Origin of the sequence: Pseudomonas sp. NPDC096917 (genome assembly GCF_044762555.1) — a bacterium.
Classification (GTDB): Bacteria; Pseudomonadota; Gammaproteobacteria; order Pseudomonadales; family Pseudomonadaceae; genus Aquipseudomonas.
The window spans coordinates 71,157-86,476 of the sequence record NZ_JBIWEO010000018.1; the positions used below are offsets into that span (position 1 = coordinate 71,157).

Annotated in this window: 14 protein-coding genes and 1 pseudogene; 13 read left to right on the forward strand and 2 right to left on the reverse strand. The window is 58.2% G+C overall.

The genetic code is table 11. The annotated features are described in order from the left end of the window. The first annotated feature begins 161 nt into the window (after positions 1-161). The 8 genes and pseudogenes from ACIQYF_RS19490 to ACIQYF_RS19525 all read left to right on the forward strand — a co-directional run. Entirely contained in the window at positions 162-434 is a 273-nt protein-coding gene (locus ACIQYF_RS19490; protein WP_402865089.1) for a DUF2282 domain-containing protein, read from the forward strand. A gap of 28 nt (positions 435-462) precedes the next feature. Further along, a complete protein-coding gene (locus ACIQYF_RS19495; RefSeq protein WP_402865091.1) occupies positions 463-1,317 on the forward strand; it encodes a DUF692 domain-containing protein in 855 nt (284 codons plus the stop codon). Continuing rightward, positions 1,314-2,078, forward strand: a complete 765-nt coding sequence (locus ACIQYF_RS19500) for a putative DNA-binding domain-containing protein (protein WP_402865093.1) — start codon at positions 1,314-1,316, stop codon at positions 2,076-2,078. Before ACIQYF_RS19495 ends, ACIQYF_RS19500 begins: the two co-directional genes overlap by 4 nt. 27 nt (positions 2,079-2,105) lie before the next feature. Further along, positions 2,106-2,579, forward strand: a complete 474-nt coding sequence (locus ACIQYF_RS19505) for a DoxX family protein (protein WP_402865095.1) — start codon at positions 2,106-2,108, stop codon at positions 2,577-2,579. Positions 2,580-2,767: 188 nt separating this feature from the next. Further along, positions 2,768-3,976 (forward strand): Na+/H+ antiporter NhaA, encoded by a 1,209-nt coding sequence (nhaA, locus tag ACIQYF_RS19510; RefSeq protein WP_402865097.1) that lies wholly within the window; start codon positions 2,768-2,770, stop codon positions 3,974-3,976. 303 nt (positions 3,977-4,279) lie between these two features. Then, positions 4,280-5,656 (forward strand): pyridoxal-phosphate dependent enzyme, encoded by a 1,377-nt coding sequence (locus ACIQYF_RS19515; protein WP_402865099.1) that lies wholly within the window; start codon positions 4,280-4,282, stop codon positions 5,654-5,656. After that, entirely contained in the window at positions 5,653-6,831 is a 1,179-nt protein-coding gene (locus ACIQYF_RS19520) for a cystathionine gamma-synthase (protein ID WP_402865101.1), read from the forward strand. Before ACIQYF_RS19515 ends, ACIQYF_RS19520 begins: the two co-directional genes overlap by 4 nt. A gap of 58 nt (positions 6,832-6,889) precedes the next feature. Then, positions 6,890-7,054, forward strand: a pseudogene (locus tag ACIQYF_RS19525) (beta-ketoacyl-ACP synthase II); the annotation flags it as partial. Positions 7,055-7,124: 70 nt separating this feature from the next. Here ACIQYF_RS19525 and ACIQYF_RS19530 read toward each other — a convergent pair. Further along, entirely contained in the window at positions 7,125-8,003 is an 879-nt protein-coding gene (locus ACIQYF_RS19530) for a hypothetical protein (protein WP_402865103.1), read from the reverse strand. A 412-nt stretch (positions 8,004-8,415) separates the two neighbouring features. On the opposite strand from ACIQYF_RS19530, the gene ACIQYF_RS19535 reads away from it, so the two are divergent. From ACIQYF_RS19535 to nadA, 3 genes are all read left to right on the forward strand, one after another. Beyond that, a complete protein-coding gene (locus ACIQYF_RS19535; protein ID WP_402865105.1) occupies positions 8,416-10,032 on the forward strand; it encodes a tannase/feruloyl esterase family alpha/beta hydrolase in 1,617 nt (538 codons plus the stop codon). A gap of 203 nt (positions 10,033-10,235) precedes the next feature. After that, a complete protein-coding gene (locus ACIQYF_RS19540) occupies positions 10,236-10,922 on the forward strand; it encodes a type 1 glutamine amidotransferase domain-containing protein (protein ID WP_402865107.1) in 687 nt (228 codons plus the stop codon). Positions 10,923-11,139: 217 nt separating this feature from the next. Then, complete coding sequence (gene nadA, locus ACIQYF_RS19545; protein WP_402865109.1) at positions 11,140-12,198, forward strand: quinolinate synthase NadA; 1,059 nt, start codon at positions 11,140-11,142, stop codon at positions 12,196-12,198. 111 nt (positions 12,199-12,309) lie between these two features. On the opposite strand, the gene ACIQYF_RS19550 is transcribed toward nadA, so the two are convergent. After that, positions 12,310-13,740 carry a M48 family metalloprotease gene (locus ACIQYF_RS19550; protein ID WP_402865111.1) on the reverse strand — a complete coding sequence of 477 codons (1,431 nt, stop codon included), beginning with the start codon at positions 13,738-13,740 and terminating at the stop codon, positions 12,310-12,312. A 128-nt stretch (positions 13,741-13,868) separates the two neighbouring features. Between ACIQYF_RS19550 and ACIQYF_RS19555 the strand changes: the two genes are divergently transcribed. Both ACIQYF_RS19555 and ACIQYF_RS19560 read left to right on the forward strand, forming a co-directional pair. Beyond that, on the forward strand, positions 13,869-14,108 hold the full coding sequence (locus ACIQYF_RS19555; protein ID WP_322239943.1) for a sulfurtransferase TusA family protein: 240 nt from the start codon (positions 13,869-13,871) through the stop codon (positions 14,106-14,108). Between the two features lie 32 nt (positions 14,109-14,140). Then, a complete protein-coding gene (locus ACIQYF_RS19560; RefSeq protein WP_402865114.1) occupies positions 14,141-15,211 on the forward strand; it encodes an AI-2E family transporter in 1,071 nt (356 codons plus the stop codon). Positions 15,212-15,320 lie beyond the last annotated feature (109 nt).

Sequence of the window (15,320 nt, forward strand, 5' to 3'; positions counted from 1 at the left end):
CAAGGAGATTAGGCAACCTGCGGGTTTGTTTTGCAGTTTTTAAAAAAATGTCGAGAGGCCTGTAACCGAATCGGAAAAGTCAGCGAACTACCTTTCGGATCGCAAGCATAGCGCACTTCGGCACTGATGCTACGACCGCTCATTGACCCTGGAGAATCACCATGAACACGCTCAAACTTGCTGCCATCGCTGTTGCCTTGTCCTCTTTTGCCGCCGGTGCAATGGCCGAGCAAACCCCAGCCGCTGCAGGCGCCATGGAAAAATGCTACGGCGTCGCCATGGCCGGTCACAACGACTGCAAAGCAGGCGCAGGAACTACGTGCGCAGGCACCGCCAAAGTGGACTACCAGGCTAATGCCTGGAAAAACGTTCCAGCCGGTACGTGCACCAGCATCAAGACCCCTAAAGGCCACGGCACCTTGGCGCCTATGTAATCTTCACCACACGGGGCACACGCCAATCATGAAGACTCAATTCCAGAACGGGGCCGGCCTGGGCCTTAAATCGAATCACTATCAGGACGCTCTGGACTGCACGGCCCCAGGGCTCTGGTTCGAAGTTCATCCGGAAAATTACATGGTTGGCGGTGGCCCTCGTTTGGCATGGCTGGAGGCAATTGCCAGTCGCCATCCACTGTCGTTGCATGGCGTATCGCTCTCACTGGCGGCCGACTGCGTGCCAGACGCAGAGCACTTGAAGCGCTTGAAAGCACTTGCCGATCGCTTTGAGCCGGTGCTGGTTTCCGAACATCTGGCCTGGTCGACATGGCGCGACCAGTACCACCCCGACTTGCTGCCATTTCCCCGCACAGGCGAGGCATTGCGGCGTATCACCGACAATATTCAGCGCACACAAGAGACCCTCGGGCGTCGTATTGCGATTGAAAATCCCACCCACTATTTGCACCTTGATGGCCATGATTACAGCGAACTTGATTTTCTGACCGAGCTTAGTGCGAGGGCGGGGTGCGGGTTGCTGCTGGACGTCAATAACGTACATATCAGCGCGCATAATCTGGGCTTCGACGCGGCAACCTATCTGGATGCCTTTCCGGCTGCGGCGATCATGGAGATTCACCTGGCTGGCCACGCCCCGGATCCTGGTGGTTCAACGTTGCTGATCGATACCCACGACGCACCGGTCGCTGACGATGTCTGGTCGTTGTATGAGCGCTTGATCGAGCGAGTCGGCTGGCGTGCCACATTGATCGAACGCGACGACCACATCCCCAGTTTCGATAGTTTGCTCTGCGAACGCGACAGGGCTCAGGCAGTGTTGAATCTCGGGCACCGGCAGCGGTTGCGGGAGGCTATATGAAGCGCTCTCTGGAAGGGTTTCAGGATGCATTCGTCGATGCGCTCTACGGTGGCGAATCAGCGGATATACAGTCACTGACCCGCCAGCCCGGTTTTGCGGTTTACCGTAACACGGTGCTCAAGGGAGCAACGGATGCACTGGTCGCCAATTTCCCGACCCTAGAGCGTCTCGTCGGCACTGAGTGGCTTCGCAGCGCGGCTGCCATCCACGCTCGGCTGTTGCCGCCTTCGGATGCCCGCTTGCTCCACTATGGGGCCGACTTTCCCGATTTTCTCGATGGTTTTGAACATGCGCAGGACATGCCCTATTTGGGCGACGTCGCGCGTCTGGACTTGCTCTGGACCCAAGTGCATTGCGCGGTTGAAGAACCTGAAATCGAGCTGAGCCTGTTGGCACGACTTTGCGCGACAGAGCTTGCCAGTCTCAGGCTGATCCCCAGGGCCAGCGCTTGCTGGATCTGGTTGCCCAACTGTCCGGCCTACACCCTTTGGCACCTCAGTCGGGAGCAGTTGCCACTCCCTGACGACCTGGACTGGCAGGGCGAAGGTGCATTGTTGACCCGTCAGAACGGGCGAGTGTGTTGGCAGGCTGCCAGTGCTGCCGATTGTGCCTTTCTGGACGCATGCGCGGCGCAGTTGCCGCTCGATCAGGCGATAGACAAGGCTGTAGCAATCGAGCCGACGCTGAATCTGGAGCACAGCCTCATTCGTTTAGTGAGGGCTGGCGCGTTCACGGCTTCAAACCCCTCTGGGCTTTCTTGAATGGCCCTCTAACACACGGAGCACACCATGAACATAAGTCCAATGCCTTTATCCGCTGCCGACAAGTCTGTGCTTGGAACCTGGAACCGCATCGCTCACCGATTGAGCGAGCTTATTGGAGAGTCATTCCTGGTGCTGGTGGCTCGCCTCTCAATTGCAGCCATTTTCTTTATGTCCGGGCGAACCAAAGTCAGTGGTTTTCTGACGATCACACCGAGTACCTACGAGTTGTTTCGTACGGAATATGCACTGCCCTTGATCTCCCCGGAACTGGCAGCGCACCTTTCGGCCTACAGCGAGCATTTGTTTCCTGTGCTGCTGGTATTGGGGCTGTTTGCCCGCGTATCAGCCATGGCGCTACTGGGCATGACCTTTGTTATCGAGGTGTTTGTTTACCCGGACGCCTGGCCGACCCATCTGTCTTGGGCTGGCTTGCTGCTGTTGATCATTGCGCGCGGCGCGGGAAAACTTTCACTGGATAGCCGGCTCGGCATTCGCTGACCCGCCACAGTCATCCTGTGTGGGGGGCTGGCGCAGGCTGCGATCTTTCGATCTTTTAAAAGATCAAAAGTTTGGATCACCCCTCGCAAGGCGGCTCGTGTAGAATGCCGCGCAGGGTGCCACCGCAACCGCGGGAGGGCAGGTTTAATTCAGCGCAGGTCGGGCCGCCGCGCGGAGTAACCGTACCTATGAGCCTGGATCCTTTACGTCAGCAAAATACCCGCGACTATCGCGCGTCACCTTCCGCCGCCGCATTTTTTTCCCGTTTCTTCGCCGCTGAATCAGCCGGCGGTTTGATATTGATGGCTGCTGCTTTGGCCGCTCTTATCGTCGCCAACTCGCCTTTGGCTGAGACTTACTTCGCCACATTACACATCAAAGTGGCTGGTCTTTCGATTGAGCATTGGATCAACGATGGCCTGATGGCTATTTTTTTCATGTTGGTCGGCCTCGAGATCAAGCGCGAAATGCTGGTCGGCCAGTTGTCGAGCTGGAGCCAGCGCGCGCTGCCTGGTTTCGCTGCGCTGGGTGGCATGCTGGTGCCTGCACTGATCTACATCGCCGTCAACTGGGGCAACAGTGAAACGCTGGGCGGCTGGGCCATTCCCGCCGCCACCGATATTGCCTTTGCGCTGGGCGTACTTGCGCTGCTCGGCAAGCGTGTCCCACTTTCTTTGAAAATCTTTCTGTCCGCCCTGGCGATTATTGATGACCTTGGTGCGGTGCTGATCATTGCGTTGTTCTACACCAGTGGCTTGTCCGTCAGCATGCTCCTGGCATCGCTGGCTGTGATTGTTTTTCTGGTGATACTCAACCGGTGCGGCGTGACACGGCTCTTTCCCTACCTCATCGCCGGTGCTCTGCTGTGGTTCTTCATGCTCCAGTCCGGTATTCATGCGACCTTGGCGGGCGTCATTCTTGCGCTGTGCATTCCGCTGGGTGACTCAAGTACTGAAAGAAAGTCACCGCTGCTTTATCTGGAAGAAAAACTGCACCCGTGGATCGCGTTCGCCATTGTGCCCATCTTTGGCTTTGCCAATGCCGGGGTATCCCTCGCCGGTATTTCCCCCAATAACCTGGTCGACCCGGTGCCACTGGGCGTGACGCTGGGGCTGCTACTGGGTAAACAAATCGGCGTGTTTGGTCTGGCCGCGCTGGCTATTCGCGCAGGGCTGGCGAAACTGCCTGAGGAGTGCGGCTGGTTTCAGCTATATGGCGTCTCGCTCTTGTGTGGCATTGGCTTCACGATGAGTCTTTTCATCGGGGCGCTGGCCTTCCCGGACAGCGTACACCTGGTCGACGAGGTCAAAGTCGGTGTGTTGATGGGCTCTGTTCTCTCCGCTGCCTTGGGAGTTGTTGTCCTTCTAAGGGCTAAACGCCGCGCACCCTCTGCGTGATGCTCATTTAAGAACTGCGCACGGCCAACGCTAGGCGTGTGCTTGTCTCGCGATCTTTAGACCTTTAAAAGATCGCGAACAAGCGCCTATCACCCCTGAAGTCTGGCAGGCATCCACACCTTTCTCCCCCCGTTTGAAACATCCCACTGTTATTACTTTGGCGCGCTGCCGGGCGCGCCTGAGGCGGGGTTGCGGCCAGGGGTATCCCGGCCTATGGTCGTAAGAGACTTACCGGCGCTTGGCGCAACAGGACTTCGCTGCCAGTCGCTGTCCATTCAGTGCAAAAACACGGAAAGTGACGCCATGCCAAACAACGCTCAACCTGCTGTTCTCGAATTGATCGGCAATACGCCGCTGGTACGCGTTAGCCGCTTTGATACCGGGCCTTGTACGCTGTTTCTCAAGCTTGAATCGCAAAACCCCGGGGGGTCGATCAAGGACCGCGTGGGGTTGGCAATGATTGATGCCGCCGAGCGCGATGGGCGTTTGCGCCCCGGTGGCACCATCGTTGAGGCCACCGCCGGCAATACGGGTCTGGGTCTGGCGCTGGTCGGTCGGGCCAAGGGGTATCGGGTGGTGTTGGTGGTGCCGGACAAGATGTCCACCGAGAAGGTGTTGCACCTCAAGGCAATGGGTGCCGAAGTGCATATCACCCGTTCCGATGTGGGCAAGGGCCACCCTGAGTATTACCAGGACATGGCTGCCCGCTTGGCGGCGCAAATTCCCGATGCCTTCTTCGCCGACCAATTCAATAACCCGGCAAATCCGCTGGCTCACGAATGCAGCACTGCGCCGGAGATTTGGGCGCAAACCCAGCACGATCTGGATGCGATTGTCGTGGGTGTCGGTTCTGCCGGTACGTTGACCGGTTTGACCCGTTTCTTTAAGCGTGTGCAGCCGGACTTGGAGATGGTGCTGGCCGACCCGCAGGGTTCCGTGATGGCTGAATACAGCCGCAGCGGCATCATTGGCCAGGCCGGTTCATGGGCCGTTGAGGGTATTGGTGAAGACTTCATCCCCTCGATTTGCGACCTGTCCAGCGTGCGCCATGCGTACTCGATCAGCGATGAAGAAAGTTTTGATCACGCTCGGCAATTGCTGCGTGCCGAAGGCATTTTGGGCGGCTCTTCAACCGGCACCTTGCTGGCTGCCGCACTGCGTTACTGTCGCGAACAAACCGAGCCCAAGCGCGTTGTCAGTTTTGTCTGTGACACGGGCACCCGCTACTTGTCGAAGGTTTACAACGACCAATGGATGAAGGATCAGGGTCTATTGCAATACAAGCATTACGGCGATCTGCGTGACCTGATCGCCCGCCGTTTTGAAGACGGTCGGGTGATCAGCGTTGGGCCGGACGACACGCTGCTCACGGCGTTCCAGCGCATGCGCCTGGCCGATGTGTCGCAATTGCCAGTGTTGGTGGGCGGTAAACAGCTGATCGGTGTGATTGATGAATCCGACATTCTGCTGGGTATGCATGAAGATGCTTCGCACTTTAGACTGACCGTCGCCAGCGCCATGACAGACACGCTGCACACCTTGCCACCGAGTGCCAGTTTGGCTGAGCTTCAAGCTGAACTAGGCCGTGGGCTGGTCGCAATCATTGCTGACGCTTCAGGCTTCCATGGCCTGATTACCCGCGTCGACCTGCTCAATCATTTACGGAGATCCCTTGCATGAGTCAACACGATGAAACGGGCGCGCCCCACGCTTTTGCCACCCGAGTGATCCACGCAGGGCAGGTACCGGATCCAGCCACCGGGGCGCTGATGCCGCCGATTTATGCCAACTCCACTTATTTGCAAGACAGCCCCGGCGTGCACAAGGGCTTTGACTACGGGCGCTCGCACAACCCGACGCGATTTGCGCTGGAGCGTTGTGTTGCCGACCTTGAAGGCGGCAGTGCTGCGTTTGCTTTCGCGTCCGGGCTGGCGGCTATTTCTACCGTGCTTGAACTGCTCGATGCGGGTTCGCACATCGTTTCGGGCAATGACTTGTACGGTGGCACCTTTCGCCTGTTCGATAAGGTCCGCCAGCGCAGCGCCGGGCATAGCTTCAGCTTTGTCGACCTGACTGACCTTGCGGCCTTCGAAGCCTCACTGCAAGACAACACGCGGATGGTTTGGGTCGAGACGCCAAGCAACCCGCTGCTGAGCCTCACCGACCTGGCGGCCGTTGCGCGCATCTGCCGCGCACGGGGCATCATCTGCGTGGCCGACAACACCTTCGCTAGCCCGTGGATTCAACGCCCCCTGGAGCTCGGCTTTGATGTGGTGGTGCACTCGACCACTAAATACTTGAACGGCCACTCCGATGTGATTGGCGGCATCGCCATTGTTGGGCAAAACCCCGAACTGGCCGAGCGCCTGGGGTTTCTGCAAAACTCGGTCGGCGCGATTGCCGGGCCGTTTGATGCTTTCCTCACCTTGCGCGGCGTGAAAACCCTTGCCCTGCGTATGGAGCGTCACTGCAGCAATGCGCTGGAGCTGGCGCACTGGCTGGAACGCCAGCCGCAAGTCGCGCGTGTCTACTACCCCGGTTTGCCTTCCCACCCGCAACACGAGCTGGCGCGGCGGCAGATGCACGGCTTTGGCGGGATGATCTCCATCGACTTGAACACTGATTTGGCGGGTGCGCGACGCTTCCTCGAAGGCGTGCAGATCTTTGCGTTGGCTGAAAGCCTGGGCGGGGTAGAAAGCCTGATCGAACACCCGGCAATCATGACGCATGCCAGTATTCCAGCACAAACGCGGGCTCAATTGGGCATAGGTGATGGGCTGGTGCGTTTGTCGGTTGGCGTTGAAGAGGTTGAGGATTTGCGTGCGGATCTGGCGCAGGCCTTGGCGCGGATTTAAGTTGCCGGACATAGGTGCCTGCACAACTTTGATGGATGACTCAAACTTGCGTGGGTCTCAGAGTGCCCCGGCAACGCTGAACCTGCAAACCCACGATCCAGACGCCGCCGGGCTAAACCTGATTCGCGGGCAGGTAGAACAGCTGGCGATTGAGTACGCGTTGTCAAACGGGTTCGGGTTTGCCGGGGTCAAGGCGAGTGTGCTGTTCAAACGATGGGATTGATCGAGTGCTCAACCCTCACTCATCCGCGCATTGGCGGGTGAGTGAGGTGGGGGTCAAGCTGTGCTCTGGATCAGATCTTGACTTGCCGATCAGCGAGCGTGCCGCGGTTCTTTTTGCGGCGGTCGGCGTAGCGCCATTCGTCTCCGGCCTCAAAGTTTTTGATGCGTTCCAGAACGTGCGAACCACCCGCGAGGTGCATTTCTTTTTCAAACAGCTCGCGCAGCCCTTTGCGCTGTTGCAAGCGCACAACCGTGGTTTTGAGGAACGCCGAATACTCGTTAGCGGTCATTTCGAAGGTGTTCTGGATGGCGGCGTCTACAGGTGCGATGTCATGCGCGGTAGGGCGGCTGAAGTCTGTGCAGGGAACGGGCTCAGACGTCTTGTCGCCGCGCAGCAGCGCGTGGTACATCGCATACGCTTCTTCATAGGTGTGTTTGAACGCCTCATCTTCCAGCAGTTTGAGTGCTGTTTGATGGTGCTTTTCGGCCCGCTCCAGGATCGACTCAATGTGCGCTTGTTCCTGACGTTGCAGCGCCAGCATCTGGCTTGTGGCGATGCTGACCTCTTGTTCGTGATGCGCAAGATCGGTCGTCAGGTCCTTGACGGGCTCGTCCTCGGGTTCATCGGGTCGCCAGAAAATCTCACCGTATTTGATGTCTTCCCGGCCCAGGACGGGCGGCGGCAGGGGTTTCGCTTTGGCAGGTCTGGACGCAGGTTGTGCTGTGCCCGCTGCGCTCTGTTGTGCGGATGTCTGTGCAACTGAGCGTTTGAGCAGCCAGAACGTGCCCCAGATCACGGCCAGTTGAAAGACGATAACAGGGGGCAAAAACTGGGTGAACACGGTCACAACCGTCCAGATAATGCCGACGGGTAGTAACCACTTGGGTGTCAGATAGCGTGTCAGGACTAACGTCAGAATAATTACCAACTGGTACAGCGCAATTGTCACTTCCTTCCCTCTCTAGATGAGTCGCCCACGATGGCGGCGGATAATCTCAAAGTGCTTTGATTCTGGCTATCCGTTTATCCTCAAACCGACGAATCCCCTGTCAGCGTTCCTCTAACAGACCCTGGCTATAAGTGGTACGTGGCATCGGATGTCGCGTCTTCAATGTTCTAACTTGTACCCAACCTCAGACAACGATTGAATCGGGTCTCGCGCGGGGACAGGCCTACGGATAGGGCTGTCGACGGTGCGGCGTTGTAATCGCACCCGCCTTGTGGGAGCGGGCTTGCCCGCGATTGGATCAATGCAGTATATGACCCGCCGTGTCGTCTGCATCGCTGGCAAGCCAGCCTCACTCAGTCTGTAATCGCCGTCGAAGTCCGTTTCAGTGATGTCCGACGATCCAGGAGTTGCCATGTCACCGTTCATCCCTGTGCTGATACTCGCGGCCAGTGCCCTTTTCAGCACGGCGCAAGCCGCCGACGTGGCAGCACTGAGTGTGGTTAAACCGGTGGTCAGTTGCGCGACCTTGACCAAGGTCGATCTGCAAGACATCGCCGGCAAGGGCAGCCAGGTTACCTCGGCGACAGACACCACCCACAATGGCATTGCGGCTTGTGAAGTGCAGGGCACGCTGGCGCCGAGTATCGTCTTCAGAGTGGTTTTGCCCACGCAGAGCTGGACGCAGCGTTACCTGCAAGTAGGCTGTGGCGGCCTGTGCGGACGCCTGTCGTTGCAAGTGGGTGCGGCTGATGGGTGTACGCCTTTGAACAACGGTGGTTTTGTGCTGGCCACCACCGACATGGGCCATCTCCTTACTGATCATCACTTTGGTGACGACCCGCAAAAACGCGTCGACTTTGCCTACCGCGGGGTCCATCTCACCGCGGTTGCGGCGAAAAAACTCACCGCCGTGTTTTACGGCCAACAACCGATTTACTCCTATTTCACCGGTTGCTCCGATGGCGGACGTGAAGCGTTGATGCAAGCCCAGCGCTACCCGGATGACTTCAACGGGATTGTCGCGGGCGCACCGGCGTCTAACTTCCAGGTGCAGAAATTAATCTTCCATGCCTGGCAGACACGTTCCAATCAGGATGAGCAGGGCAACCCTATTTTGACCGCCTCGCGCTTGCCCCTCTTGCATAAGGCGGTGTTGCAGCAATGTGATGGCCTCGACGGGCAGGTCGATGGGCTGATCAGCGATCCGCGCGCCTGCCATTTTGACCCCGCCACGGTGCAGTGCGAGGCGTCAGCTACCGACACTTCGAATTGCTTGACCGAGCAGCAAGTCACGGCGGCACGGCGTCTTTACGATGGCCCACATGACCCGACCACTGGCGAACGCATGACCATCGGCGGCCCTCTGCCGGGTTCTGAGTTGGCGTGGGCCGGGGTGTTTGTTCCTGTCAGCGCCAATCTGCCGACGTACAGCGCAGTGACGGCGCTGGAGGTGTTGCGCAACCTGTCGTTCGAACATAACCCCGGGGCTGAAATCAACCTGTCTGATCTGGCGCTTGATCGCAGCACCTTCGACCAATTGCGAGCACTGCACCCGCTGTACGACGCGACCAACCCCGACCTGTCCGAGTTTGCCGATCAGGGTGGCAAGCTGATCGTGTGGCACGGCTGGGCGGACCCGTATGTCTCGCCGCTGAACAGCATCGCCTATCAGCAGGCGATGGAGGCACAAATGGGCGCGTCCAAGGTTCAAGCCTTTGAGCGTTTTTACCTGCTGCCCGGTGTGTATCACTGTGCGGGCGGTGAGGGACCAAGCCGGATCGATCTGTTGACGCCGATGATGTCCTGGGTCGAAAAAGACCAGGCGCCTGATGTTGTTGTGGCGATGCCGTCCAGCAGCGAAGGAAATGCGCGTCCCGTGTTCCCTTACCCGGATGTGGCGGTCTATGACCAGCAGGGCGACGTGCGTTCGCCTGCCAGTTATGTGCGCGGCAAGGCGGCGGCAGATGAAAAAACGCCGGACTGGATGGGCTCCGACTTCTTCAAGCCCTACGAGCCGTTGGAGCAATGAGGCCGTCATTCGACCGGCCATGAGCACGTGGCTTATCACCCGATAAGAACAACCGGCGCGTACGTGGCAACTGCGATGTGGGCGGTGACCATCAGATACGCGGCACTAACGCTTATCGCCCGTTGTCTATGCTCCTGACTCTGCCCGGCATGATGTCGTGCAGTAAGGGGCCATACGGCCTGTCGTACGGATAGGAGGCAGCGATGAGCAAAAAAATACTCGTGGTACTGACCAGCGTCGAAAAGTACCCCAATCTTGATCGCGCGACAGGTTTATGGCTGGGCGAGGCCGTGCATTTCGTGCACAAGGTTCAAGCCGCCGGCTATGCCGTGGATTATGTTAGCCCGCAAGGCGGATACACCCCGATTGATCCGCACAGCCTAGACAAGGACATGGCTTCAGACATTGACTGGCAGTGGTATCACGACAAGGCGTTTATGAATCGCCTTGGGGCTACGCTCACACCGAGTGAGATAAACCCAGACGACTATGTGGCTATTTATTACACGGGCGGCCATGGGGTGATATGGGACTACCCAGACAATGCCGAGTTGCAGGCAATCAGTCGTCACATCTATGAACACGGTGGCGTGGTGGCGTCGGTCTGTCACGGCGCAGTGGGCTTGCTCAATATCAAGCTGTCTAACGGTGATCTATTGATTAAAGGTCGACGGGCCACGGGCTTCTCCAATGAAGAGGAAACGCTGGTGGGGCTGGCCGACGTGGTGCCGTATCTGACCGAAACCGAGTTGGTGAAGCGGGGCGCGCACTATCAAAAGGCCGGTACGCCTTGGGCTCCTTTTGCCATCGCCGATGGGCGGTTGATCACCGGCCAGAACCCGGCATCGGGTGGTCCGGTGGCTGATCTGGTGCTGGCTGCAATCAAATAGATCCACCTGCCATTGAGCCGATGCGGGTTCGCCAAGCGTGCATCGGCTCCCTTCAAGACCAACATTAAACTTTTGAATCGCAAACATATTCTGTAGCCTTAGCGCGCTCAACAGCTGGTCCGTGCCTGATAACACACATTCTCCCGGCGGGGCTCGACAGTCCAGAGCCGGTGGTACACTCGACTTTCGCGCACTAGCGCTTGCAGGTCTTGCGAACATGACGCAAATTTCTGAACGACTTCTGGTCCAAGCCCACCTCGACGCCAAGCAGCCAAAACCGCTGACGGCGGCGCAAGAGGCGACCCTGCGTGCAGCCATCGCTGCCGAACTCAAGGCGCGCGATGCGGTGTTGGTCGCGCACTTTTACTGTGACCCGGTGATCCAGGCCCTGGCCGAAGAAACCGGCGGTTGCGTGTCTGACTCCCTCGAAATGGCGCGTTTTGGTGCTGCCCATCCGGCGAAGACCATTTTGGTGGCGGGTGTGCGCTTTATGGGCGAGACGGCGAAAATCCTCACCCCTGAGAAGCGCGTGCTGATGCCGACGCTGGAGGCCACCTGTTCGCTCGACCTGGGTTGCCCGGTCGAGGAGTTCTCGGCGTTTTGCGACAAGCATCCCGAGCGCACCGTGGTGGTGTATGCCAACACCTCGGCAGCGGTCAAGGCCCGGGCGGATTGGGTCGTGACCTCCAGCTGCGCGCTGGAAATCGTCGAAAGCCTGATGGACAACGGCGAGACGATTATCTGGGGCCCAGACAAACACTTGGGGCGTTACATTCAGCGCAAGACCGGTGCTGACATGCTGCTGTGGGACGGTGCCTGCATCGTCCATGAAGAGTTCAAGTCCAAGCAACTGGAAGACATGAAAGCGCTGTACCCGGACGCAGCCGTTTTGGTTCACCCGGAGTCGCCGGAGTCGGTGATTGAGTTGGCTGACGCGGTGGGGTCCACCAGTCAGTTGATCGCGGCGGCGCAAAACCTGCCGAACACCACCTTTATCGTGGCCACTGACCGTGGCATTTTTTACAAAATGCAGCAGCTGTGCCCGGATAAAGTCTTTATCGAAGCCCCGACCGCCGGTAACGGGGCGGCCTGCCGCAGTTGTGCGCATTGCCCGTGGATGGCCATGAACACGCTGGAACGCACCCTGGAGTGCCTGCAAAAGGGCACGAACGAGATCTTTGTCGACCCGGCTCTGGTGCCTCATGCCGTTCGCCCGCTCAAACGCATGCTGGATTTCACCCAGGCCGCGCGTTTGAAACTGGCGGGTAACGCCTAAACGCCCAGCAGATCAAAAGATCGCGAGCAAGCTCGCTCCTACGGGTTTATGGCGTACATAAAACCTGTAGGAGCTTGCGAGCAATGAGGCTGCGTCAGGTTGCGCAGCGACTCAGTTCATCATGTCTTTAATCGCTCGTTCCTGATCCATCAACTCGCGCTGACGCGCATCCAGGCGTGACGACAGCTGGAAGTTAGTAGTGAGCTTTTTCGCAAACGCGATTTGCTGAATGGCCTGTCGATAATCACCCATTAAGGCAAAGTACTCGGCCCGGGCTTGATGCAAGCCAATGATGTTGCCCGATAAGCCGCGTGTTTCGGCCACCAGATACCAGACATCGGGATCATCCGGGCGACTTTTCAGCAAGGCTTCCAGGGCTTTTTCGGCTTCGGCCGGCCGGTTTTGCTTGAGCAACAAATCCACCCGCGCCTGATTCAATGGGTAATTGCCGGGGTACAGCGTGCGCATTCGGTCGATCCGCTGCTGGGCATCGGCCAGTCGGTTGCTGTCCATGTCCAGTTCGATTTGCGCCAGGTTGTAGGTGATGTCGTTCGGCGCCTTGTCGAGCAGTGGCTTCAAGTTGGCGCGGGCGTCGTTGAATTGGCTGCCCTTGATTTGTGCAATGGCCAGGCCATAACGCGCTACGTCGTTTTTCGGGTTTTCGTCGAGTTGCTGGCGAAAGCGCTTGGCCGCCAAGCCGGGGGTGTCTTCGTATTGCAGTTGCACGCGGGCACGAATCAGTTGATAGCGCAGGCTGTCTTCGGTGCCGCCGATCTGGGCTTGTTCGGCGCGGTTGCGGGTGTCAGCGATACGCGACTCGGTCACCGGGTGCGTCAGCAAGAATTCTGGCGGCTTGGCGTCAAAGCGGTACTGACGCATCAAACGCTCAAACATGGTGGGCATGGAGCGAGGATCGTAACCGGCCTTTTCGAGGTTGAGAATGCCGATGCGGTCAGCCTCTTGCTCGTTCTGCCGTGAGAAACGCCGTTGTTCCTGAAACGCCGCTGCTTGAGTACCTGCAATGGTCGCAATACCGGCATCACCGGCCCCGGAGGCGGCCAGCACGATACCGGCGAGCAAGGCCGCCATCATGGGCAGTTGCATGCGTTGCTGGGCTTCTACACCGCGGGCGAAGTGGCGTTGCGACAAGTGGGCAAGTTCGTGGGCCATCACCGAGGCATATTCGCCTTCAGTCTGGGCGTTAAGAAACAGCCCGCCGTTAACCCCGATGATCCCGCCAGGTGCCGCAAAGGCGTTGAGCTGCGGGCTGTCGATCAGAATGAATTCGAGCCGGCGATCTTGTACCTGACTGGTCTCCACCAGCTTGTAAACGCTGTTTTCAACGTAGTCTTTGAGTTGCGGGTCGTTGAGCTGCGCGACCTGACTGCGCAGCATGCTCAGCCAGGCACGGCCCAGTTGGTATTCTTGCGCAGGGGAAACGATGGCCGAGCTGGCGTCACCCAGCGACGGTAAATCGTCTGCGAAACTCGGTGATGCGAGCAGGCAAGCGAGCGTCAACAGGGTCGGGCGCAGAAAATTCATGCACAAAGCTCTAGTCAGTAAAGCGCTTACTGTAGCTGCACACTCGTCTGGCGACCAGTGGCGGTCTGCTTGGGGTATTCTAGCGGGCATAAAAAATGCCATTCATGGCATGACTGAGGAAGTAATCAATGACTGATGCGTTGGCGCATGAAGCGCTAGTGGATGCCAGTGGTCTGAATTGCCCATTGCCCTTGCTCAAGGCCAAGCTTGCGCTTAATGGTCTGGCCAGTGGCCAAACCTTGAAAGTGATCGCAACGGACGCCGGTTCGCAGCGCGATTTTCGGACCTTCGCACGTTTGGCAGGGCATACGCTGCTACGTGAAGAAGAAGATGCTGGCACCTATCGCTACTGGTTACGCAAGGCTTAAGGCCGGGCGGCACTTTCTCTTAAGGAATCTCGATGTTCAAAGTGTTACGTGATTGGGTTCAGCGCTATTTCTCTGATGAAGAGGCGGTGGTGCTGGCTGTGCTGTTGGTCCTGGCTTTTACTGCCGTGCTGACCTTGGGCGGCATGCTGGCGCCGGTATTGGCAGGCATGGTGCTGGCGTATCTGATGCAAGGGCTGGTGGTGGCGCTGGAGCGACTGCGCGTGCCGGCTGCGGCAGCCGTGGGGCTGGTGTTCGCGCTGTTTATGGGCTTGTTGCTGGTCTTTATCGTGGTGGTGGTGCCGTTGCTGTGGCATCAGTTGATCACCCTGTTCAATGAGTTGCCGGGCATGCTGGCCAAGTGGCAGTCACTGCTGTTGCTGCTGCCCGAGCGTTATCCGCATTTGGTGTCGGATGAGCAGGTGTTGCAGGCCATTGAGGTGGCGCGGGGTGAGATCGGCAAGTTCGGGCAACTGGCGCTGACGTTCTCTTTGTCCAGTCTGCCGTTATTGGTCAACATCATGATCTATCTGGTACTGGTGCCGATTCTGGTGTTCTTCTTCCTCAAAGACCGAGCGCTCATTGGCCGTTGGGTGCGCGGTTATTTGCCTCGCGAGCGTGCGTTGATTACCCGTGTGGCCGAAGAAATGAACCGCCAGATCGCCAATTACATTCGCGGCAAAGTCATCGAGATCATTATTTGTGGCGGCGTGACTTACATCGCGTTCGTGACCATGGGCCTCAACTACGCGGCTTTGCTGGCGCTGTTGGTGGGCATTTCGGTGGTGGTGCCGTATGTGGGCGCCGTGGTGGTGACAGTGCCGGTGCTGCTGATTGCCTTGTTCCAGTGGGGCTGGAGCGATCAGTTCATTTACCTGATGGCGGTGTACGGGATCATTCAGACCCTGGATGGCAACGTGCTGGTGCCGTTGTTGTTCTCCGAGGCGGTGAGCTTGCACCCAGTGGCGATTATTTGCGCGGTGCTGTTGTTTGGCGGTTTGTGGGGGTTCTGGGGGGTGTTTTTTGCGATACCGCTGGCCACCCTGTTCAAGGCCGTGCTGGACGCCTGGCCGCGTGAGCAGCAGGTGGTCGCGCCGCTTCTATAGCCGCCTGAATCGCATGTCTAGTCCTGAAATAGGTTTACACCCATTTCAGTCTCAAAACGCCCGATGCACCGCATCGGGCGTTTTGTATTTCAATGCCAGATGTGGCCGC